The sequence below is a fragment of the Nocardia sp. NPDC004860 genome (genome assembly GCF_040609015.1).
GTDB lineage: Bacteria > Actinomycetota > Actinomycetes > Mycobacteriales > Mycobacteriaceae > Nocardia.
Genome location: NZ_JBEXJI010000011.1, coordinates 166,286 through 188,529 on the forward strand (window position 1 = coordinate 166,286; position 22,244 = coordinate 188,529).

The window sequence follows — 22,244 nt, forward strand, 5'->3', positions numbered from 1 at the left end:
CGCGCGTTGAATCGGGGGCATGAGCGAGATCACGGACCCGGTCGAACTGCGTGAACTGCTGGGGGAGGTCGCGCCGCGGCCGCGGAACAAGGATCGATACTCCCTGCATCACCGGGATCGGGAATGGATCGCCCGCTCACCGTTCGTGGTGCTGGCCACGAGCGATGCCGACGGCAACTGCGATGCCTCGCCGAAGGGCGATCCGGCGGGATTCGTGCGGGTGCTCGACGACAAGACGATCGCCATTCCCGAGCGGCCCGGCAATCGCCGTGCGGACGGCTACCTCAATATCCTGAGCAATCCGCATGTCGGCGTGCTGTTCCTGATTCCGGGCCGCGGCGACACCCTGCGGATCAACGGCCGCGCCCGGCTGGTCCGTGACGCACCCTATTTCGACGACATGGTGGTCAAGGGTCATCGCCCGATCCTGGCCATCGAGGTCGCCATCGAGCAGATCTTCTTCCACTGCTCCAAGGCGTTCATGCGCAGCGCGCTGTGGCAACCGGAACAGTGGCCCGAGGACACGATGCCCAGCGTCGCGCGCCTGGTGAAGGATGTGCAGCCGGCCACCCCCGAGACCCTCGAGCAGCTCGAGGCGTACTACACGGGCGAGGGCTATCGAAAGATGCTCTACAACGGCTGAGTGCGGCGCGTATCACGCCGTGGGCCCCGATGCCGCCTGCACGTCCCGCCCGCCATCCCCATAAACTCGCGTCGTGGCAGACATCTCGATGCGCGGACAGCTGGCGCTGCGGGCGGCGACGGCGGCGTCGTGGGCCTCGCGGCGGGCCGGGCGCGGCAACGGCTCGATGATCGGCGGGCTGATCGCGCTGAAGATCGATCCCTCCCTCATGACCCAGCTGGGTCGCGGCAAGCGCACCGTGCTGGTGACCGGCACCAATGGCAAGTCCACCACCACCCGCATGACCGCCGCGGCGCTGCAGACCCTCGGCGGCGCGGATCGCCGGGGACTCAGCAGTGTCGCCACCCAGGCCGACGGCGCGAACATGGACGCCGGGATCGTGGCCGCGCTCACCGCGCACCGCGCCGCGCCGCTGGCCGCCATCGAGGTGGACGAACTACATCTGCCGCATGTGGCCGACGCGCTGAACCCGTCGGTGGTGGTGCTGCTGAACCTCTCCCGGGACCAGCTGGACCGGGTCGGCGAGATCAATATGATCGAGCGCCGCCTGCGCGAGGGCATGGCGCGGCATCCCGCGGCCGTGCTCATCGCCAACTGCGACGACGTGCTGGTCACCTCCATCGCCTACGACCACCCGAACGTGGTGTGGGTGTCGGCCGGCAGCGGCTGGTCGGTGGACGCCACCAGCTGCCCGCGCAGCGGCGAGCCCATCGTGTGGGAGGGCGAGCACTGGTACAGCACGGGCGCGGACTTCCAGCGGCCCGTGCCGCAGTGGCGGGTCGGCGAGCACACGCTGTCCGGTCCGGACGGCCTGGAAATCCCACTCGCTCTTGCCCTTCCGGGGCGCGCCAATCGCGGCAACGCCGCGCAGGCGGTGGCCGCCGCGGTGGCGCTGGGCGCGGATCCGGCCGCGGCCGCGGCCGCCGCGGGCACCGTGCGCGAGATCGCGGGCCGCTATCGGACGGTCGAGGTCGACGGCCGCCGCACCCGCATGCTGCTGGCCAAGAATCCGGCCGGCTGGCAGGAGGCGCTGTCCATGATCGATCCGACCGCAACGGGTCTGGTGATCGCGGTCAACGGCCAGGTGCCCGACGGCGAGGACCTGTCCTGGCTGTGGGACGTCCGCTTCGAGCACTTCGAGGGCACCCAGGTGGTGGCCGCCGGCGAGCGCGCCACCGATCTCGCGGTCCGGCTCACCTACGCCGGCGTCGAGCACATCACCGTCGCGGATCCGCTGGACGCCATCGCCTCCTGCCCGCCGGGACGGGTCGAGGTGCTGGCCAACTACACCGCGTTCCGCGATCTGAACCGCGACCTGGAGACGGGGACCCGCCCATGAGTGAATCGACCGTCCGCATCGGCCTGGTCCTGCCCGACGTCATGGGCACCTACGGCGACGGCGGCAATGCCGTGGTGTTGCGCCAGCGCCTGCGCATGCGCGGCTACGACGCCGAGATCATCGAAATCCCGCTCACCGAGCCGGTTCCCAACTCGCTGGACGTCTACACCCTGGGCGGCGCGGAGGACTCGGCCCAGCGCCTGGCCACCCGCCACCTGCAGCGCCATCCGGGCCTGCAGGAGGCCGCCGGACGCGGCGCTCCGGTGCTGGCCATCTGCGCCGCCATCCAGGTGCTGGGCCACTGGTACGAGACCTCCTCCGGGGAACGTGTGGACGGCGTCGGCCTGTTCGATGTCACCACCTCCCCGCAGGACAAGCGCGCCATCGGCGAGGTGGCGACCCAGCCCCTCGTCCCGGGCCTCTCACAGCCCCTCACGGGCTTCGAGAACCACCGTGGCGGAACCAAACTCGGCGGCGACGCCAAACCGCTGGGGCGCGTCACCAAGGGCGTCGGCAACGGGGTGGGCGACGGCCTCGAGGGCGTCATCCAGGGTTCGGTGCTCGGCACCTACATGCACGGCCCGGCCCTGGCCCGTAACCCCGAGCTCGCCGACTATCTGCTGACCCGGGCCCTGGGCGTGGATTCGCTTCCGGCCCTGGATCTCCCGGAGGTCGACCAGCTCCGCCGTGAGCGCCTCCGGGCCTGACGCCGGCCTGCCTCCGCCCGGTCCCGCGATGCCGGTGAAGTGTGGAAACACATAGCCGGCCCACATATCTCGGTGGTGATCTCCCACCAACCTGTTGAGGCGTTGCCGACCGGCCGGTAATCTCGCGCGCGGCCATGCGTGATGAGGGAGGTGGCCGCTTGCGTAGGCGCGCCGTGTTGAAGGCTGCCGTTTCGGCGGCTCTGCTGGCAGGTGTCGGGATGGGTACCGCCGGTCGCGGCGCCGGACCGGCGTCGGCCAATCCGTTGTGGAACGCGCTGTACCAGGCGTGGGTACCGGAAATCTTTGCGCCGCTACCGGATCCGCCGGAACACAGCGAGGCCATCGTCATCGGCTCCGGCTTCGGGGCCGCGGTGACCGCGCTGCGGCTGGCCGAGGCAGGCGTGCAGAACGCCGTGCTCGAGCGCGGCTCGCGCTGGCCCAACGACCCGTGGCGGGAGATCTTCACCGGCGACGACCTGCCCGACGGGCGCGGCTTCTGGCATCGCACCAGCTTCACCGGCATCACCAAGGTGCCCATGCCGTGCTCGGATTTCGGTGGCGTGCTGGACGTCACGGAGTATCCGGGCATCGACGTGTGGCGCGCGGCCGCGGTGGGCGGCGGGTCCATCGTGTTCAGCGGCGCCATGGTCGCGCCGCCGCGGCACCTGTTCGACCAGGTCTTCGGGGGCGTGGTGAACTACGACGAACTCGATTCGGTCTACTACCCGCGGGTCCGCCAGATGCTGCGACTATCCACCATGCCGCCGGACGTGTACGACTCCATGCCCTTCACCCATTCGCGGGTATGGGATCAGCAGGTGCGGGCCGCGGGTTACGAACCGCAGGCCAATGATTCGATCTTCAACTGGGATGTGATCCGCGCCGAGCTGGCGGGCGCCAGCCGGGCCTCGGCCACCGCGTCGCGCAGCAATCTCGGCAATTCCAATGGCGCCAAGTTCGATCTGAACCAGAACTACCTGCGCTACGCCGAGGGCACCGGCCGCTCGGCCATCTACCCGGGCCACCGGGTGGACGCCATCGGCCAGGACGGTAGCGGCAAGTATGTGGTCACGGTGACCAAGCTGGCGCCGACCGGTCAGGTGCTCGGCAGCCGCACCCTCACCTGCGACCGCCTGTTCCTCGGCGCGGGCTCGGTGGGCACCTCCGAACTGCTGGTGCGCGCCCAGGCCACCGGCTCGCTGCGCAACCTCAACGAGCACGTGGGCGACGGCTGGGGCACCAATGGCGATGTGGTGCTGGCGCGCAGCGTCAGCTCGCTGTCCATGACCGGCGGTGGCGTGCCCAGCGCCAGCCGCATCTTCGACGACGCGGGCATGCCGCTGCACCTCGAAAGCTGGTATGTGCCGGGCATTCCGGTGGACACCGGCGCCATCGCCTCGCTCGGCATCACGCTGGATCCGACCCGGGCCCGCTTCGGCTACGACGCCGGCCGCAACGCGGTGGGACTGAGCTGGCCCCGAGCGGCCCAGGATCAGGTGGTCGCCGCCTGCCGCGCGGTCGATCAACGGGTGGCGCAGGCAGACCGCTCGCTGGTGACCTACACGCCGATCGGCTTTGACGCGCAGGGCTTCTTCACCGCGCACCCGCTGGGCGGGGCGGTGCTGGGGCAGGCCACCGACGCCTACGGCCGGGTCATCGGGCATCCGGGCCTGTACGTCATGGACGGCGCGGGCATCCCGGGCAGCACCGCGACGGTGAACCCGTCGCTCACCATCACCGCTGTGGCGGAACGCAATATCGAGGCGATCATCCGGGCGGGGAAGTAGCCGGCCCGGCCGCCCGGCCCCTCGCAGCCCGCCGCGCGGTCGTTTGCGCCGACTACGCTGGCGGGACCGTTCGATGAGGAAGGGGACGTCGTGATCGAGCTCGGCGCTGCGGATGAGGATGAAATCCCCCACAAGCCTCCCACCCTGTGGACCGATTTCGTCATGCTCGGGCTCGCGGTGGTCTCGGTCGCGCTCGTCACCTGGGTGACGTTCTTCCCGGTCTCCGATCACACCTACCGGACGATCCGCGTCACGGACTACAGCATCTGCGCGGTGTTCCTCGCCGAATTCCTGTGGCGCTGGCGGCGTGAGGGCTGGAGCTGGACCTTCCCCTTCATCTACTGGTACGAGGTCCTCGGCATGATCCCGGTGACCAGTCCGTTCTTCCGCGGTTTCCGGCTGCTGCGCATTGTGGTGATCGCGGTGCGGGTGGGCCGGGTGGCCGACCGCGCGTTCGGCGACCGGATCACCGCGGCCGTGGTGAACCGGTCGATCGGCGCCATCGTCGAGGCCATCGAGCGCCCGATCACGGTGGCCGTGCTGGACGAGGTCGCCGAGGTTTTGCGGTGTGGCCGGTACACCCGCAATATCGCGAATGCGCTGGAGGAGAACCGTTCCGAGATCGATCAGATGATCCTCGAGGTGATCCGCAGTGATCCCCAGCTGGGGAAGGTGCGCTATGTCCCGTTCCACGAGGAGATGATTCGCGGCATCGCCGACGCCAGTTTCCGCGTCGTGCTGCAGGTGCTCGCCGATCCGCGCACCGACGAGCTGGTGGCGGATGCCCTGCGCGAGAACATCAATCAGATCCGCGACGCCGTGAATTCGGGGGAGCGGGTGCCGGAGGCCATCGACAACCGGCTCACCCCGCCTCCCTGAGCCGTCGCCGGCCGCGTGTTCGAGGGCCTCAGTCGAGCCCGTGCCGGATCAGATCGCGCGGCTGGGCATAGCGCACCACCTCGAACACGATGAGCGCCAGCAGGACCGCGCAGAGCATGCCGAGCGCGGCCAGTGCGGGCACCGCCGACGCCAGCGGGATCAGGGCCAGCAGCACCACCGCCGCCACCAGTCGCGGCACCAGCACCTTGCCGGTCGCGTAGTGCCGGAACCCGACCAGGGCGACCAGGTACGCGATCACACCGCCGTACAGCGCGAACAGCGGGATCCCGTGCAGCTCGTCGCTGAGCGAATGTCCTTGCGCCCCACCCACGTAGTTGAGCACCTTCTTCAAACCCAGTGCCATGGCCGCGATTCCGGCGATCATCGGGAAGTGCCAGAAGGTGTAGCAGTTGCGCGCGATCTGGATGCGGCGCTCGCCGCCGGCGCGATGCATCGCGTGCTCCACGACCAGCGCGGCCACATCGAAGTACGCCCACCACAGCAGGCCCGCCACGCCCAGGCCCAGCATCGAACCCACGGTGATGGACCACGAGATCGGCAGCCCGGCCACGCCGACGCCGATGGACACGATGGATTCGCCCAGCGCGATGATGACGATCAGCCCGTACCGTTCGGCGAAGTGCGAGGGCGAGTAGAGCCGCCACTCGTTGCCCGCGAAGAACGTCCAGCCCATGTCCCAGACCAGCGCCGCCAGCCACAGCCCCAGCTGCGCGGTCCCGGTGGTGAGCGCGCCGGCCACCAGCAGCACGCTGGCCACGCTGAGTGAGCCTGCGGCCCAGCGGATCACCTGCCGGCGGAGCTGGGCGTCGTGACTGCTGGCCATCCAGAACACGGTCAGGTGGACCAGCCGGACGGCCAGGTACGCGATGACGAACACCAGTGGCCCGTACCAGCCGCCCGGCAGATCGCGGAAGGACTCGGGAATGGTGAGCGCGATCATGAACGCCGCGCCCATGGCCACGAACATGGCCACCCGGGCGATGCCCTCATCGGCCTTGACCACATTGCCGAGCCAGGAGTAGCCGATCCAGCCCCACCACAGCATGGCCAGAATGAGCAGTGCGCGCAGCAGATTGACCGCGGTGGTCTCGTGCGCGGCGAAGTCGGTGACCATGGTGAAGGCGAAGACGATCACCAGGTCGAAGAACAGTTCCAGCTGCGTCACCGAGGCGTCCTCGGCGACGGGCATCATGCGGGTGCGTACGGGACCGGGCATGAGGGACATCCTGCCCAATGCGCGGCTCGAAAGGCAGTGCCGATCACGACTGTTCGCTGTTCGCGATCAGCCGCGAGTGTTCGCGGCCGGCCTAGGCGGTGCCGAATCCGGGCTCGAAATTGCGGCCGTAGTCCAGGCGCTGCGCGTAGCCCGGCTGGGCGTAGCCGGGCTGGACCTGACCGGGCTGCTCGAAGGCGGCCGATTCGGCGTAGGGCGCTTCCTCCACCTCGCCGAGTCCTTGGACGCCGGTGACGGATTCGACGAATGCGATGAAGTTGCTGATCATCGCGTCGCCCTCGCGGCGGGCGCTGCGCTTGAGCAGCATGCCGGGCGCGGGAATCGGCAGGTAGACCTCGGAGTGGTACCAGACCTCGGTGGCGCCGTCCTCGGTTTCGCCGAGGTCGAACCAGCCCTTGCCGCCGGCGCCGGCGCTGGATTCGGAAACCCGCCATTCGACGCGGTTCTCGGTGCAGGTGTATTCGACGACCTGCCGGTCGGGGCGGCCCATGAGATTGGCCGACACGTAGACGCGCTTGGGGCGGCCGCGCTTGTCGCGGGTGGCGACCCGGACGTCCTGATGGGAGGGGGACCAGTCGGGCATTTGCTCGACCATGAGCAACGCATCCATCACCTGTCCGGGATCGATGTCGATGACGAACCGGTGATCAGTCTTCGTTCTCATATCTACCCTTCCATTCGGGCACCGATTGTGACGAGGGTCGCTCGGAGAGTCAACTGTGCTGCCCCTCGCTTCTGACCGACTGGTCGGTCTGGTAAGTCCCGATTTCCCTGCTCGGCAGGGCTATCCGGTCACGCCTGGGCGTGATCGGAAAATCTTGGGCTAACACGGCCGAAACGGGTTGTGACCGGGTGTCGTCAGCCCGGCTCCACCACCGAGTCCGGGCCCGGGAACACCAGGCTCGTACGGCCGTCGGCAAACCGCACCACGTAGGGCGGCTCACCTTCCGCGCCGCGCACCTCGACGATTTCCGCGGTGTGGTCGGGGAGTCCGACATTGCGCCCATGGATGACCAGATGATCACCGACACTTGCATGCATACTTGGGATTATTCGCCTCCGGTGATGCTCGTCACAAGGTCGGAATGGCACGTTCCACCGCCATGCGCACCAGCCGGGCCGCCTCCTCGTCGGGGAAGATGTCCGGCAGCGTGAGTCTTTCGACGATCAGCCAGTTCAGGGCCAGATAGAGCAGCGTCACCGAATCGGCGTCGCCGGGCAGGCCGGAGTCCAGATGGTTGCGGACATTGACATCGAGGTCCGCGCGCACCCGCTCGGCGAGGATCGCCTGCAGCTCCGGGCGGCGGGTGGCCTCCAGTCGCAGTTCCAGCAGGGCGAGGTAGCCGGTGCGGAACCCGGTGATGCGGCTGACGGTCTCCGCCATCAGTTCCGCGATGGTCTCGCGGGTGCGCGGGCCCGTGAAGAGATGGTCCATCGTCTCCTTGCTGGGTTGTAGCCGCTCGTAGAAACGGTGCCCGGCCTGGATCAGAAGTTCGTCGCGATTGGCGAAGTAGTTCGAGGCCGTGCCCGCGGGCACCCGGGCCTCCTTGTCGACCGCGCGGAAGGTGAGTCCGCGCGCGCCGTCGCGGGCCAGGACCTCGATGGCCGCGTCGATCAGGGCATTGCGTCGTTCCGGATTCGTCCGAACCATTGACACCACTCCATATGTAGTACTACGTTCGTAATCACTACGCACATAGTACTACGAACAAGGCGGTAAACAATGCGAAAGCTCGTCTACTACGTGGCGGTCTCCCTCGACGGCTACATCGCCGGTCCGCAGGGGGAATACGACTTCTATCCGACCGGCGACGACATGATGGCCTGGTTCAACGAGGCCATGCCGGAGACGGTCCCGACCCACCTTCGCGAACTGGTCGGCCTGCCGGCCGATACGCCGAACCGGCGGATCGACACGGTCCTCATGGGGCGCGGCAGTTATGAACCCGGCCTGGCCGCCGGAGCCGACAGTCCGTACAACCACCTGAAGCAGTACGTTTTCTCGACCACCCTTGCGCCGGTGGACAATCCGCAGGTGGAGATCGTCTCGGGCGATCCGGTCGAACTTGTCGGCCGCCTGAAAAAGGAAGAGGGCCTGGACATCTGGCTCTGCGGCGGCGCGAACCTGGCGGGACAGCTGATCGGCGAGATCGACCGGTTGATCCTCAAGAGCTACCCCGTCATCGCGGGCGCGGGCCTGCCCATGATCGTCGGCAACTTCAGCCCGTCCCGGTTCGAGGTCACCCAGCGCCGGGAATTCGCCAACGGCGCGCAGGTCACCTGGCTCGACCGGGCCTGAGTCCCGTTCGTGCTCAATCGCTTTCGCGGATCCGGGCGGTGACGTCCATCGAGGTCTCGTGCAGCCGGTTGAAGATCTCGAGCAGTAGCTCCAACTGCTCGTCCGAATAATCGCGGGCGATCTTGGCGAATTCCGTTGCCAGGAACTCGTAGTGCGGTGCGATCTCGTCGATGCGGTCGTCCAGGGCGGTGATGATCACCCGGCGCCGATCCTTCGAATCGTGTTCGCGCCGTACGAATCCGCCCTTCAGCAGCCGGTCGATCATCCGGGTGATGGCCCCGGTGGTGAGGCCGGTGCGCTGGGCCAGTTCGCCCGCGGTGGCCGGGCCGCCGATGCGCAGCATATTGAGGCAGCGCAGGTCGGTGACGTGCAGGCCGAGCTTGTCGGCCATGGCCCCGTGCAGCATCACGGCGTCGGTGGCGCTGCGCTGGGCGGCGAAGGTGAGGGCGGCGCCCAGTTCGTCGTGTTTCTCGCTCATCCCTTGACAGCTTAGTCTCACTCGGACAATATCTGAATGACTCAACTACTTCTCAACTCAGTTGATGACTCGTTCAGATATCTTCGGGAGGGATGTCATGACTGTTCAGCAGATCACCGACGAAACCGCCGTTCGCGCGCTGTTCGCCCGGTCGAATCAGGCATGGGCGGACGGGGATGCCGCCGCCTACGCCGAGGTCTTCACGCCGGACGCCGACTACGTCACCTGGTTCGGCGCCCGGCTGCGGGGGCGCGAGGCGATCCGGGCCTCGCACGAGCCGCTGTTCGCGAAGTATATGAAGGGCACCCGCCTCGACGGTGAGATCACCGGTCTGCGGTTCGTCACCCCGGATGTCGCGGTCGTGCATGGCCGTGGCGCGGTGGTGAAGGGCAAGCGCCGCCGGAACCGCTTCAACACCAAGGTGAACGTGTACGTCGCGGTGCGGCGGGACGGCGAGTGGGGCTTCGCCGCCTTCCACAACACCAAGTACGGCTGGCTGTTCAACGCCCTTGTCGCCAAGCATGATCCGGGCGTGCGGATGTCGGCGCCGGAATAGCTGCCGGGTGACTGGAATCCGCGGACGGGAGGTGGGACGAAAAGTCGTGGACCTGGGCCGGTAGTCTTGTGGGTCGGTAGCAGCAGTTTGTCGATCTTGGAGGATTTCCGCCGTGGCTCTCGTCGTCCAGAAGTACGGAGGATCCTCGGTCGCCACCGCCGAGCGCATCCGGAGGGTCGCCGAGCGGATCGTCGAGACCAAGAAGCTCGGCCACGATGTGGTCGTCGTGTGTTCCGCCATGGGCGACACCACCGACGAACTGCTGGATCTGGCCCAGCAGGTCGCGCCGGCCGCTCCGGCCCGCGAGATGGACATGCTCCTCACCTCGGGTGAGCGCATCTCCAATGCGTTGGTCGCCATGGCCATTCACTCGCTGGGCGCCGAGGCTCGTTCGTTCACCGGCTCGCAGGCCGGTGTCATCACCACCGGCACGCACGGCAATGCCAAGATCATCGACGTGGCCCCGGGCCGGGTGCAGCAGGCGCTCGGGCAGGGCACCATCGTGCTGGTCGCGGGCTTCCAGGGGGTGAGCCAGGACAGCAAGGACGTGACCACGCTGGGCCGCGGTGGTTCCGACACCACCGCCGTCGCGCTGGCCGCCGCGCTCAATGCCGATGTCTGCGAGATCTACACCGATGTGGACGGCGTCTTCTCCGCCGACCCGCGCATCGTCTCCGACGCCCAGAAGCTGGACACCGTCTCCTACGAGGAAATGCTGGAGATGGCCGCCTGCGGCTCGAAAGTTCTCATGCTGCGTTGCGTCGAGTACGCGCGCCGCTACAACGTGCCCGTTCACGTGCGGTCCTCGTACACCGACAAGACGGGCACCATGATTACCGGATCGATGGAGGACATCCCCTTGGAGCAAGCAATCCTCACGGGCGTCGCGCACGACCGCAGCGAGGCCAAGGTGACCGTGGTCGGCATTCCGGACGAGCCCGGCTACGCCGCCAAGGTGTTCCGCGCGGTCGCCGATGCCGAGATCAATATCGACATGGTGCTGCAGAACATCTCCAAGGTGGAGACGGGTAAGACCGACATCACCTTCACCCTGCCCAAGCTGGAGGGCCCGCGCGCCGTCGAGCTGCTCACCAGGCGGCAGGGCGACATCGGCTTCTCCCAGGTCGTGTATGACGACCACATCGGCAAGGTGTCGCTGGTCGGCGCGGGCATGAAGTCGCACCCGGGCGTGACCGCCACCTTCTGCGAGTCGCTGGCCGACGCCGGCATCAATATCGACCTCATCTCCACCTCGGAGATCCGGATCTCGGTGCTGGTCAAGGACACCGACCTGGACGAGGCCGTGAAGGTGCTGCACTCGTCGTTCGATCTGGGCGGCGACGAGGTCGCGGTCGTACACGGCGGAACGGGACGGTAGCGGCATGGGTGTGCGTGTAGGCGTCGTCGGCGCGACCGGTCAGGTCGGCGCGGTCATGCGAAAGCTGCTGGAGGAGCGCAACTTCCCGGCCGACGAGGTGCGGTTCTTCGCGTCCGCGCGCTCGGCGGGCAAGACGCTGCCGTTCCGCGGCCGCGACATCGTGGTCGAGGACACCGAGACCGCCGACCCGAGCGGACTGGACATCGCGCTGTTCTCGGCCGGCGCCACCATGTCCCGGGTGCAGGCCCCGCGCTTCGCGGCCGCCGGTGTCACCGTCATCGACAACTCCTCGGCCTGGCGCAAGGACCCCGAGGTGCCGCTGGTCGTCTCCGAGGTGAACCCGGAGGCCACCCGCAACCTGGTCAAGGGCATCATCGCCAACCCGAACTGCACCACCATGGCCGCCATGCCGGTGCTCAAGGTGCTGCACGACGAGGCCGGACTGCAGCGGCTGATCGTGTCCAGCTACCAGGCGGTGTCGGGCTCCGGCCTGGCCGGTGTCGAGGAGCTGGCCTCGCAGGTGCGCGCCGTCATCGGCGATGCCGAGAAGCTGGTGCACGACGGTTCGGCGGTGGAGTTCCCGGCGCCGAACAAGTACGTGGCCCCGATCGCCTTCGACGTGATCCCGCTGGCGGGTTCGCTGGTGGACGACGGCAGCGGCGAGACCGACGAGGATCAGAAGCTGCGCAACGAGTCCCGCAAGATCCTGGGTCTGCCGGATCTGCTGGTGAGCGGCACCTGTGTGCGCGTCCCGGTCTTCACCGGCCACTCGCTGTCGATCAATGCCGAATTCGCGCAGCCGCTTTCGGTGGAGCGCGCCGAGGAGCTGCTCGCGAAGGCGCCGGGTGTGAAGCTCACCGACGTCCCCACCCCGCTGGCCGCCGCCGGTATCGACGAGTCGCTGGTGGGCCGCATTCGCCAGGATCCGGGTGTGCCGGACGGCCGCGGTCTGGCGCTGTTCATCTCCGGCGACAACCTGCGTAAGGGCGCCGCGCTCAACACGATTCAGATCGCGGAAGTTCTTTTGAACAACTGATCAGATCTATCCGTTACGGACCGTGCACAAGAAAGTGCACGGTCCGTTTTCGGATATTGTCCGGGTGTCAATGCGATAGGCTCCCTGGAGTCGGTCAATCCGCCCAAAGTTCGGCACAGGGGAGCGGCGGTAGTCGATCGGTCCGGAGCCCGTCGATCGTGACTTCTATGCGATGCGGGCGCAAATGCGCAGCGAGGCGTTCGGCAATTGCGCGTTCCGCGCGGTAATCCAAGATCATTCCTCCGGGAAACCGCAGGCGCACATGGACTTCGTCGGTTTTCGGCGCGGCGGTCATCTCGATGGCGCCCGATGCGAGGCTGGTTGACCTTTCATCGAGCGCGAGTTCCGGATACCCTCGCGTTCGAGGCGCGCGGTGATGCTCTGCACCGTCGCCCCGTCGGCAGTGGAGGAATACTTGGTGGCCGCAAGGGCGCACGCCGCGAACCACATTGCCGCGCCGCCGATTCCGGCTCCGAGTAGAAAGAAGAGAAGTTCGCCGGGCATGACCACCTCTTGTCGTCCGTTTGGTTCGACGGGTCCTCTTCAAACGTTAAACACAGAAAAATTGCGGTGCAATAAGAAAAATCCATGTTCCATACTGTGCGCCGTAAGCTCGGTCGGTCTGGAATCCTTGTCGGCAGATCCCCCCTCTGGATGGAAAGGGCGGAAGGAGAAGGGCATGGTAGACATCGGCGAAACAAGCGGGCGGTGACGGCCGGGAAAGCCGATCAGGCAGAAGGAGTTTGACCCGGTGGCCGAAAGTACCCTTGGGGCACGGGTAGCGGAGTTGCGCCGGCGGCGGGGACTATCGCAGAAAGAGTTGGGAGCGGCGATTCGGCGCTCGGAAAGCTGGGTGTCGCAGGTCGAGCGAGACGTGCTGCCTGTTGAGCGACTGTCCGTTCTGCAAAGACTGGCGGACGTGCTCGGAGTGGCGGTACGCGATCTGCGTCCCGAAGCGGCCGAACCGATTGCCGCCGACCGCGGTGACGGGCATCGGCCCGGCTCGGCGGTGTTCGAGCAGCTGCGGCTGCTGCTCACCGGGCATCCCGCCCTGGAACAGCTCTTCGGAGACGAGGCCGATCGCGGCCTCGAGCTGAGCACTGCGGCCGCGAAACTGCCGGAGCTGCAACAGCGAGTGGATCTGGCCTGGCAGCTGGCGCACGAATCCAGGCTGGTCGAGGTGGGCAGCAGTCTGCTGGAACTGATTCCGGATCTCGAGCACGCCGCGCGGGCGGATGCCACGCGGCGGCCGGAGGTGCTGACCCTGCTGTCGCGCGCCTATCAGGTGGCCGCGACCGCCTTCACTCGCCAGGAGGAGGTCGACGCGGCGTGGGTCGCGGCCGATCGCGCACTGTCCGCGGCCGAGGAATCCGGTGACGCGCTGAGCGTGGTGGCCGGAACCTATCGCATGGCACAGGCTTTCCTGCGTCTGCAACGCCTGGAACAGGCCGAGCAGGCGGCGCGAGTGTCGGTGGCCGCGCTGGCCGCGCAGGTGGCGGCCGAGCAGCCACGGCCGGAAGTGTTGTCGCTCTACGGATCTCTGCAGCTCATGCTGGCGGTGATCGCGGCGACGGACGGGAATCGCACGGCCGCCCGCACCGGGCTGGCCGCGGCGCGCGCCGCCGCCGACCGGTTGGGCGAGGGCCGCAACGATTTCGACACCGAGTTCGGTCCGACCGGGGTCGCCGTGCACGCGGTGGCCGTGGCGGTCGAACTGGGCGACGCCGGCGAGGCACTCGATACCGCGCGCACCGTCGACGCCTCGATCCTGTCTCCGGAGCGGCAGGCGCGCTTCCTGGTCGATGTGGCCCGTGCGCACGCGCAGCGGCGGCAGGCGAGCGAGGCATTGGAAGCGTTGCTCAATGCCGAGCGACTAACCCCCGAACTGGTGCACACCGATCATCGCGCCCGCGAAGTGGTGCGGGATCTGCTGCAGTTCGCCGGTCGCCGACCGGCCGACGAACTACGGGAGCTGGCGGGCCGCGCCGCGGTCACCCCCTGAGCGAACCAGGGGTGGCGGCCGGTCAGCGAATCCCGGTGTGCGCGAGCCGGGTCCGGCGCATGCCGCTCAGGCTGACCCGGAAAGTTGAAGCCGACGCCCAACAAGCGCCTCTCGGCGAGTGGTCGCTCGTAGCGACGAAGGGTGCGGCCCGGGGCTGTTCCGACGCCGGCAAGGGGGATCAACCCGGGGCCCGCCGGATCTATTCCGCAGTGGGCACTGTGATCTGGGCAACGGTCCCGCGGATCACCGACCTGCTGACCATGCTCGACCCAGGGCGTCGATCTGCAAGTCCGCAACCCGATTGGCCATGGCCGACTCCATCCGCACCGGCGTCGTCTGCTCGGTCCGTATGCCCGACATCGCCGCCGCCCTCACCCAAACCCGCCCCAGTACCGGCCCCCTGGTTCGAATCCGCCCGCAACGTGGTCGAATTCGCCAACTACCATCCGCCGACAGCGCCACCCGTGGTCCCCCGCTAATCATTAGCTAGATATTGCCAAACCTGCGCGGCTGTTCTGTATATACCTTTGTTTACTCACCGCCCTGCGGACTTTTCTTGACTAGTTCCAGAAAACTCGGCACGCTCGAAAACATGACCAAGGCGACCACCACCAATACCGGCGCCCCGGTGCCCAGCGACAACGAATCGCTCACCGCGGGCACACAGGGCCCGATCCTGCTGCACGATCACTACCTGATCGAGAAGCTCGCCCACTTCAACCGGGAGCGGGTGCCCGAGCGTGTGGTGCACGCCAAGGGTTCGGGCGCGTTCGGCGAACTGGTGGTGACCGGTGATGTCAGCCGCTACACCAAGGCCGCGCTGTTCCAGCCGGGCACCCGCACCGAGTCGCTGGCGCGTTTCTCCACCGTCGCCGGTGAGCAGGGCAGCCCCGACACCTGGCGCGACCCGCGCGGTTTCGCGGTGAAGTTCTACACCACCGAGGGCAACTACGACATCGTCGGCAACAACACCCCGGTGTTCTTCATCAAGGACCCGATCAAGTTCCCCGACTTCATCCACTCGCAGAAGCGCCTGCCCGGCTCCGGCCTGCGCGACGCGAACATGCAGTGGGACTTCTGGACCCTGCGCCCGGAGACCGCCCACCAGGTCACCTGGCTCATGGGCGACCGCGGCATCCCGGCCACCCTGCGCCACATGGACGGCTTCGGCTCGCACACCTACCAGTGGATCAACGAGGCCGGCGAGCGCTTCTGGGTGAAGTACCACTTCAAGACCGACCAGGGCATCAAGAACCTGACCCAGGCGGAGGCCGACGAGCTCGCCGGTAAGGACGCCGACTTCCACCGTCGCGACCTGTACCAGGCCATCGAGCGCGGCGACTTCCCGAGCTGGACCCTGAAGGTCCAGATCATGCCGGTCGTCGAGGCGGACAACTACCGCTTCAACCCGTTCGATCTGACCAAGGTCTGGTCGCAGCAGGACTACCCGCTCATCGAGGTCGGCCGCTGGACCCTGAACCGCAACCCCGCGAACTTCTTCGTGGACATCGAGCAGGCCGCCTTCGCGCCCTCGAATGTGGTTCCCGGCATTGCCTTCTCGCCCGACAAGATGCTGCTGGGCCGCGTCTTCGCCTACGCTGACGCGCACCGCTACCGCATCGGCGCGAACCACGAGCAGCTGCCGCCGAACCGGGCCAAGGCCGCGCCGGTGAACTCCTACTCGCAGGACGGCGCCATGCGCTTCGCGCACAATGCCGCGAGCGTTCCGGTGTACGCGCCCAACTCCTTCGGCGGCCCGCACGCCGATCCGGCGCGTGCCATCGACGACGGCGCCTGGGCGTTCGACCCGGCCATGGTCCGGGCCGGCTACCTCCAGCACCGCGAGGACAACGACTTCGCGCAGGCCGGCACCCTGGTCCGCGAGGTCATGAACGATGCCGAGCGGGATCGCCTGGTGGGCAATGTCGTCGGCCACATCCTGGGCGGCGTGCGCGAGCCGATCCTGAGCCGGGTCTTCGACTACTGGAAGAGTGTCGACGCCGAGCTCGGCAAGCGCATCGAGATCGGCGTCCGCGAGCAGCTCTGACCCGACTCCCGGCGTAGCGGATAGCCGCGGTGTCCATAACGCGGCTATCTATGATGGTGGCTCGGTGGGCAAGCCCCGCGCGGCGACGAGGAGGTCCGATGCGAATCGGGGAGCTGAGCAAGGCCAGTGGCGTGTCCACCCCGACGATCAAGTACTACCTGCGGGAAGGCCTGCTGCCCAGGGGCGAGGCGACCGGACACAATCAGGCGCAGTACGACGACGCGCATCTGCGCCGCCTGCGGCTGATCCGGGCGCTCATCGAGGTCGGCGGGCTCTCCATCGCCTCGGCGCGCGAGGTGATCGCGGCCCTGGACGATTCGGATCTCGGCACCCACAAGATCCTCGGCGTCGCCCAGCACACCGCCGCCCGCAGCATCGCCTTCTGCGACAAGGAATCTCGGACCGCCGCCCGCGCGGAGGTGACGGCCATGCTCGATCGCCTGGGCTGGCGCGTCGGCCGCGACAATCCGGCGGTGTCGGCCGCCGCCGAGGTGGTCGGCGCGCTGCGCCAGCTCGGCCACGGCGATATCGCGGACCGCCTCGACGACTACGCCCACGCCCTGGAGCCGATCGCCGAACTGGATATGGCCGTGTTGACCTCGCGCGGCGATATCGACAGCATGGCCGAGACGGTCGTGGTCGGAAACGTGCTCGGTGACGAGCTCATCGCCGCGCTGCGGCATCTGGCGCAGACCGATCGCTCGGCCGGATTCTTCAGCGGCCGGCCAGCATCGAGTCGGTGAGCCGTTCGGCGACCGCGTCGTCCAGGGGCGCGTGGCCGAGAATGAAGCGGTACCAGAACACCCCGTAGAACTGGTCGACCAGCAGATCGAGATCGGCGTCGGCGGGCAGTTCGCCGCGTAGCCGTCCGCGCTCGAGCACGGCCCGCACCGCTGCCCGGCGCTGCGCGGTGAAGGTCCGCAACAGCTCCGCGAGATGCGGGTCGTGCGCCGCCTCGCGCACCAGCGTGCGCAGCGCGGGTGCGGTCGAACTGCGCTGTGCGCCACGGAAAGTCGCTTCCATGAGGGTGCGCAGGTCGGTGCGCAGCGAGCCGCTGTCCGGCGGCGGCACCTCGAGCGCCGACCGTTCGGTGAGCGCGTCCAGCAGGACCGCGCCCTTGGACGGCCACCACCGGTACACGGTCTGCTTCCCGACGCCGGCGGCCCGTGCGATGGCGTCGATGGTGACCGGTGCGCCGTCGGATTCGCCGAGCAGCCGCAGCGAGGCCTCGAGGATGGCCTGCCGGGTGGCCTCGTTGCGGCGTCGCCCGGTGTGCGGTCGCGCCGGATTGGGCTGTGCCGCTGTGCTTTCCATGATCGCCCTCCTGTGACGCAGCTCACCGCTTTGCCGAGACTAAAAGTCTCGCCAACAACGTTGTCGAGACTGTCAGTTCCGTAAGAATAGACGGACAGCGACAGAGAGGGTTTCCGACAATGACCACAACACCGCGCGTCGTCGTCATGGGTGGCAGCTCCGGCATCGGCGAGGCCACCGCCACCGCCTTCGCGGCCGACGGCGCCGAGGTCGTCATCACCGGCCGCGGCCGGGACAAGCTCGACGCGGCCGTCGCGCGTATCGGCGGCAAGACCACCGGCTACGCCCTGGACGCCACCAGCCAGGCCGATATCGACGCCTTCTTCGCCCAGGCCGGGACCATCGACCACCTGGTCATCTCGGTGAGCGGCTCGGCCGGCAGCGGTCCCTTCGCCGACCTCGATCTGGACCAGCTGGCCGCCGGCTTCGACGGCAAGTTCTGGCCGCAGGTGCGTATCCTGAAAGCCGCGCTCCCGCACCTGGATTCGCAGGGCTCGGTCACCCTGGTGACCGCGGGCTCGTCCCGCTCGGCCTTCCCCGGCACCGCGGGCCTGGCCGCCATCAACGGCGCACTCGACGCCATGGTGCCGCCGCTCGCCGTCGAACTCGCCCCGCTGCGTATCAATGCCGTTTCCCCGGGCGTCATCGACACCCCGTGGTGGGACCGAGTTCCCGAGGCGCAGCGCACCGCTCTGTTCGACGGCCTGGTGGCGACCACCCCGGTCGGCCGCGTCGGCCGCCCCGAGGACATCGCCCGCGCCATCCACATGCTGGCCACCAACGGATTCATCACCGGCGTCGTGCTCGACGCCAATGGCGGCACCAGTCTCGCGACGGGTCGCTGACCGGCCAGTAGTTTGGTCGGCATGCTCGAAAGCTCCGCCGCCGCACCGGAAACCACCACACCGCGCCGGGCCACCTGGTTCGAATGCTTCGGGGATCTGGTGTTCGCGGCGGCGGTCGGCCAGATCACGCATCGGGTGGGCGCGCACCCCGATGCCGGATCGGTGGCCGCGGCGGCCGGACTGTTCGTGCCGCTGTGGTGGGCGTGGGTCCTGTACGCGGTGCACGCCAATCGGGCCGATCGGGATACCGCGGCCCATCGCCTGCTCACCAGTTTCGGGCTGACCGGCATCGTGGGCATGGCGGTGTTCGCGGGCGCGGTCGGCCAGAGCCGGGGCGTGGACGCGGGATTCGTCCTCGCGTACCTGGTGGCCCGGACCGGTGTCGCCCTGCTGTACGCCTGGGATTCCCGGCGGAATCCGGCACTGCGGGCCGTATTCCGGTCGTTCACACTGGGTTCGGCCGTGAGCGCGGTGGGCTGGCTCGGCGGCCTCGCGTGCGACGCCGGCCCGCTGCGCTACGGCGCCTGGACGCTGGCCATGCTCATGGAGCTCGCCCTGCCGCTCGTGGTGACCCGGCGGCTGGCCGGCGTCGAGCAGGAAACCGACCATCTGCGAGAACGCTTCGGGCTCTTCACCATTGTCATCCTGGGCGAATCCGTGCTGGGCTTCACCAATGGCCTCGCGGCGGTACACACCGCCGGCTGGGCGGCGGCGACCGCGGCCGCTGCCTTCGCGCTCACCGTGGGCCTGTGGTGGTCCTACTTCAATGGCAGCGGGGTGCGCCCGGGGTCGCACACCGAGCTGGCGCGCACCGGAAAACTGCTGCACCTCTACACCTTCGGGCACCTGCCGCTGCTGCTCGGTCTGGCCTTGGCCGGTGCGTCGATGGGCATCGCGGTGACCGGCGGCAGCGCGCATTCGACCGCCACCGCCGCGGACTGTGTCGTCGGCGGCGTGATCGTGTACCTGGTCTCGGTAGCGCTGACCCGGGCCGCCTTCACCGGAATTCGGGAGAGCGTGGTGGTGATCCGGCTGCTCACCGCCGTGCTGGTGGCGGGGCTGCTGCCGATCGCGACCCACATCCCGGTGGCGGGATTGCTCAGCGTGCTGGCCGGATTGGTGATCGGCTCGGTGGTGGTGGAGACTCCGGCCCAGCGCCGTCGGCTGGCAATGTTTGGCTGAATCACCCTCCGCCGCAGGTCATTTGGCGTGGTCGCGCCGAAACTCCAGTCCGTCCAGGATGAGTTCGAGCTCGGAGTCGAAGAAGTCGTTCCTGGACTGCGTGGGATCGAGTTCCCGGTAGACGCTGTACCGTTTGGCGACGTGGGGGTAACCGCGCACCGCCTGTTCGGACATGGCCATCATCTTGGCGAACCACTCCTGTTCACTGAGCCCGCTGCGGGAGACGCTGGTGAGCATGGCGGTTTCGGTGCCGGCCGAGCCGAGGACGAAGGCCCAGAAGGCATTCGAGGCCCGGTCCGCCTCCCGGTCGTCGAAGCCCGCCGCTTCGAGGGTCGCGAGCATGGCGTTCGACAGGCGCATGAGATTGGGGCCGAGGTAGGCGAGTCCGGCTCCGGTGATGGCGGTGCTCATCCAGGGATGGCGCAGGACGGTGTCGCGCACATCGCGACCCAGCGCGAGTAGATCGGCGCGCCAGTTCTCCGGTGCGATGGTGGCGGGCTCGTGGACCTCGCCGAACGCCTCGTCGATCACCAGTTCCAGGATCTCGTCCTTGTTCGTGACATGCGTGTAGAGCGAGGTGGCTCCGGCATTGAGGCGGGCGCCGAGCTTACGCATGCTGAGCGCGTCGTAGCCCTCGGTATCGAGCAGCGCGAGAGCTTCGGACACGATCTGTTCCCGGCTCAGTGCGGGCTGATCCCGCCGCTGTCGCTGCGGGCGGGTCCACACCGACGAGAACTCCTGTGCCTTGGCCGCCATGGCTCTTCCTCCTTCGTCCGCCGAACAGCATAACCCCAGCTAGAACGCCGTTCGTTCGACCGTACATCGTTCCATATTGCGAACAGTGTACGGAGACCGTACAGTGTGCGACAACGCCGCACAGTGTGCGGGAGAGCTTCTCGAAGGGGAACCGAAATGACTTCCGACAAAATGGCCGAGGCGCTGACATCGCCTGCGGCCCAGCGCAACCCGCAGCGCTGGCTGATTCTCGTCGTGCTCTGCCTGGCCTCGCTGGTGCTGGTGATCGACAATATGGTCCTCACCGTCGCCCTGCCGGAGATCGCGATCGACCTGCACGCTGGACCGCAGGCGCTGCAGTGGGTGATCGACTGCTACATCCTGGTCTTCGCGGGCCTGCTGCTCACCACCGGCAGCCTCTCCGATCGCTTCGGCCGCAGGCTGGTGATGGTGCTCGGCCTGGTCCTCTTCGGCGTGGCCTCCCTGCTCGCCGCCTACGCCACCAGCGCGGGGATGCTGATCTCCGGCCGCGTGATCATGGGCATCGGTGGCGCGCTCATCATGCCGAGCACGCTGTCCATTCTGATCACCGTGTTCGACGAGGACGAGCGGCCCACGGCGATCGCCGCGTGGACCGGCGTGTCCGTGCTGGGCATGGTCGGCGGCCCGGTGCTGGGCGGCGTGCTGCTCAACCACTTCTGGTGGGGTTCGGTGTTCTTGCTGAATGTGCCGATCGCGGCCGTGGCCATCTTCGCGGCCTTCGCCCTGATGCCGGAGTCCAAGGGCCCGGCCCGCCCGACCGATCTGCCGGGCATGGCGCTGTCGATCGTGGGCACGGTGTCGCTGGTGTGGAGCATCATCGAGTTCCCGACCAAGGGCATTGCGGGCACCTGGGTTTCGATGCTCGCCGCGGCGGTCTTCCTGGCGGCCTTCGCGATTCGTGAGCTGAAGGCCGAACACCCGATGGTTCCGCTGCACCTGTTTCGCAACCGCGTCTTCACCGGTTCCAGCTTCTCGCTGGTGCTGGTCACCTTCGCCAACGCCGGTCTGAGCCTGCTGCTCACCCAGTACCTTCAGTTCGTGCTCGGCTACTCGCCGATCAAGACCGCACTGGCCTTCACCCCGCTGGCGGTGGCCGCACTGCTCTTCAACGGCCTGGGCGCCGCGCTGGTTCAGAAGCTGGGGGTGCGCCTGGTGACCCTGATCGGCATGGTGGTGCTGGCCGCCGGTTCCGGGGCGCTGGCGGCGCTGACCGCCGACTCCGGATTCTGGGCCGCGGCCCTGGCCATGGCGGTGCTGGGTGCAGGTGCGGGTCTGGCGATGCCCGCCGCCATCGGCGCTCTGATGGGCGCCATCCCGCCGGAGCAGGCCGGTGTCGGTTCCGCGCTGAACGACACCATCCAGCAGACCGGTGGTGCGCTGGGTGTGGCGGTGCTCGGCGCGGTGCTGGCCGGAACCTACACCGACGGAATGCCTTCCGCCGCCCCGGCGGCGGCTCGCGACAGCATCGCGGGTGCCTTCATCTCCGGCGACGGTGCCCTGGTGACCGCGGCCCGCGAGGCCTTCACCCACGCCATGTCGACCACCTTCCTCGCGAGTGGGGCGGCCGTCCTGGTCGCCACGGTGATCGCCTTCTTCCTGATGAAGGGCGCGAAGCCGGCTGCGCCGGAGGGGGTTCTGGCCGAGGCCGACCTGGACGAAGCCCGCTAGTCCCGACAACCGCGAACGACTTTGCCCCCGGCAGCACGCCGGGGGCAAAGTC

At 68.1% G+C, this 22,244-nt stretch carries 22 protein-coding genes; 15 read left to right on the forward strand and 7 right to left on the reverse strand.

Annotated elements, in window-relative coordinates:
• Nucleotides 1-19 precede the first annotated feature (19 nt).
• The 5 genes from ABZV44_RS21600 to ABZV44_RS21620 all read left to right on the forward strand — a co-directional run bounded on the left by ABZV44_RS21600 (nt 20) and on the right by ABZV44_RS21620 (nt 5,355).
• Nucleotides 20-643, forward strand: coding sequence for a pyridoxamine 5'-phosphate oxidase family protein (locus ABZV44_RS21600; protein ID WP_354838892.1), 624 nt, complete (start codon nt 20-22; stop codon nt 641-643).
• 88 nt (nt 644-731) lie between these two features.
• Nucleotides 732-1,982 (forward strand): MurT ligase domain-containing protein, encoded by a 1,251-nt coding sequence (locus ABZV44_RS21605; protein WP_354839110.1) that lies wholly within the window; start codon nt 732-734, stop codon nt 1,980-1,982.
• Nucleotides 1,979-2,689: a glutamine amidotransferase gene (locus tag ABZV44_RS21610; RefSeq protein WP_354838895.1), complete on the forward strand. Its 711-nt coding sequence runs from the start codon at nt 1,979-1,981 to the stop codon at nt 2,687-2,689. Before ABZV44_RS21605 ends, ABZV44_RS21610 begins: the two co-directional genes overlap by 4 nt.
• 218 nt (nt 2,690-2,907) lie before the next feature.
• Nucleotides 2,908-4,476: a GMC oxidoreductase gene (locus tag ABZV44_RS21615; RefSeq protein WP_354838898.1), complete on the forward strand. Its 1,569-nt coding sequence runs from the start codon at nt 2,908-2,910 to the stop codon at nt 4,474-4,476.
• A 90-nt stretch (nt 4,477-4,566) separates the two neighbouring features.
• On the forward strand, nt 4,567-5,355 hold the full coding sequence (locus ABZV44_RS21620) for an ion transporter (protein WP_354838901.1): 789 nt from the start codon (nt 4,567-4,569) through the stop codon (nt 5,353-5,355).
• Between the two features lie 28 nt (nt 5,356-5,383).
• Here the strand turns inward: ABZV44_RS21620 and ABZV44_RS21625 are convergent, their stop codons facing one another.
• The 4 genes from ABZV44_RS21625 to ABZV44_RS21640 form a co-directional block, all read right to left on the reverse strand.
• Nucleotides 5,384-6,592: a low temperature requirement protein A gene (locus tag ABZV44_RS21625; protein WP_354838904.1), complete on the reverse strand. Its 1,209-nt coding sequence runs from the start codon at nt 6,590-6,592 to the stop codon at nt 5,384-5,386.
• Between the two features lie 91 nt (nt 6,593-6,683).
• Nucleotides 6,684-7,274 carry an SRPBCC family protein gene (locus ABZV44_RS21630; protein ID WP_354838907.1) on the reverse strand — a complete coding sequence of 197 codons (591 nt, stop codon included), beginning with the start codon at nt 7,272-7,274 and terminating at the stop codon, nt 6,684-6,686.
• 194 nt (nt 7,275-7,468) lie between these two features.
• The gene (locus ABZV44_RS21635; protein ID WP_354838910.1) at nt 7,469-7,651 is read right to left on the reverse strand and encodes a DUF1918 domain-containing protein; all 183 of its coding nucleotides are present in this window, start codon (nt 7,649-7,651) and stop codon (nt 7,469-7,471) included.
• Nucleotides 7,652-7,682: 31 nt separating this feature from the next.
• A complete protein-coding gene (locus tag ABZV44_RS21640; protein WP_354838913.1) occupies nt 7,683-8,261 on the reverse strand; it encodes a TetR family transcriptional regulator in 579 nt (192 codons plus the stop codon).
• A gap of 72 nt (nt 8,262-8,333) precedes the next feature.
• On the opposite strand from ABZV44_RS21640, the gene ABZV44_RS21645 reads away from it, so the two are divergent.
• On the forward strand, nt 8,334-8,909 hold the full coding sequence (locus tag ABZV44_RS21645) for a dihydrofolate reductase family protein (RefSeq protein WP_354838916.1): 576 nt from the start codon (nt 8,334-8,336) through the stop codon (nt 8,907-8,909).
• A 13-nt stretch (nt 8,910-8,922) separates the two neighbouring features.
• Here the strand turns inward: ABZV44_RS21645 and ABZV44_RS21650 are convergent, their stop codons facing one another.
• Nucleotides 8,923-9,387, reverse strand: coding sequence for a MarR family transcriptional regulator (locus ABZV44_RS21650; RefSeq protein ID WP_354838919.1), 465 nt, complete (start codon nt 9,385-9,387; stop codon nt 8,923-8,925).
• 97 nt (nt 9,388-9,484) lie between these two features.
• Between ABZV44_RS21650 and ABZV44_RS21655 the strand changes: the two genes are divergently transcribed.
• From ABZV44_RS21655 to ABZV44_RS21680, 6 genes are all read left to right on the forward strand, one after another.
• Nucleotides 9,485-9,943, forward strand: coding sequence for an SgcJ/EcaC family oxidoreductase (locus ABZV44_RS21655; protein WP_354838922.1), 459 nt, complete (start codon nt 9,485-9,487; stop codon nt 9,941-9,943).
• A 112-nt stretch (nt 9,944-10,055) separates the two neighbouring features.
• Nucleotides 10,056-11,321, forward strand: coding sequence for an aspartate kinase (locus tag ABZV44_RS21660; protein WP_354838925.1), 1,266 nt, complete (start codon nt 10,056-10,058; stop codon nt 11,319-11,321).
• A gap of 4 nt (nt 11,322-11,325) precedes the next feature.
• Nucleotides 11,326-12,357, forward strand: a complete 1,032-nt coding sequence (locus ABZV44_RS21665; RefSeq protein WP_354838928.1) for an aspartate-semialdehyde dehydrogenase — start codon at nt 11,326-11,328, stop codon at nt 12,355-12,357.
• A 751-nt stretch (nt 12,358-13,108) separates the two neighbouring features.
• Complete coding sequence (locus ABZV44_RS21670) at nt 13,109-14,359, forward strand: helix-turn-helix transcriptional regulator (protein ID WP_354838931.1); 1,251 nt, start codon at nt 13,109-13,111, stop codon at nt 14,357-14,359.
• Nucleotides 14,360-14,951: 592 nt separating this feature from the next.
• Complete coding sequence (locus tag ABZV44_RS21675) at nt 14,952-16,406, forward strand: catalase (protein ID WP_354838934.1); 1,455 nt, start codon at nt 14,952-14,954, stop codon at nt 16,404-16,406.
• A 98-nt stretch (nt 16,407-16,504) separates the two neighbouring features.
• On the forward strand, nt 16,505-17,149 hold the full coding sequence (locus ABZV44_RS21680) for a MerR family transcriptional regulator (protein ID WP_354838936.1): 645 nt from the start codon (nt 16,505-16,507) through the stop codon (nt 17,147-17,149).
• On the opposite strand, the gene ABZV44_RS21685 is transcribed toward ABZV44_RS21680, so the two are convergent.
• On the reverse strand, nt 17,121-17,720 hold the full coding sequence (locus ABZV44_RS21685) for a TetR/AcrR family transcriptional regulator (protein ID WP_354838939.1): 600 nt from the start codon (nt 17,718-17,720) through the stop codon (nt 17,121-17,123). The genes ABZV44_RS21680 and ABZV44_RS21685 overlap by 29 nt on opposite strands.
• Nucleotides 17,721-17,839: 119 nt before the next feature.
• Between ABZV44_RS21685 and ABZV44_RS21690 the strand changes: the two genes are divergently transcribed.
• Both ABZV44_RS21690 and ABZV44_RS21695 read left to right on the forward strand, forming a co-directional pair.
• On the forward strand, nt 17,840-18,565 hold the full coding sequence (locus ABZV44_RS21690) for an SDR family oxidoreductase (protein WP_354838942.1): 726 nt from the start codon (nt 17,840-17,842) through the stop codon (nt 18,563-18,565).
• Between the two features lie 21 nt (nt 18,566-18,586).
• Nucleotides 18,587-19,747, forward strand: coding sequence for a low temperature requirement protein A (locus ABZV44_RS21695; RefSeq protein ID WP_354838945.1), 1,161 nt, complete (start codon nt 18,587-18,589; stop codon nt 19,745-19,747).
• An 18-nt stretch (nt 19,748-19,765) separates the two neighbouring features.
• On the opposite strand, the gene ABZV44_RS21700 is transcribed toward ABZV44_RS21695, so the two are convergent.
• On the reverse strand, nt 19,766-20,503 hold the full coding sequence (locus ABZV44_RS21700) for a TetR/AcrR family transcriptional regulator (protein WP_354838948.1): 738 nt from the start codon (nt 20,501-20,503) through the stop codon (nt 19,766-19,768).
• Between the two features lie 156 nt (nt 20,504-20,659).
• Between ABZV44_RS21700 and ABZV44_RS21705 the strand changes: the two genes are divergently transcribed.
• Complete coding sequence (locus tag ABZV44_RS21705) at nt 20,660-22,192, forward strand: MFS transporter (protein WP_354838951.1); 1,533 nt, start codon at nt 20,660-20,662, stop codon at nt 22,190-22,192.
• Nucleotides 22,193-22,244: the final 52 nt, after the last annotated feature.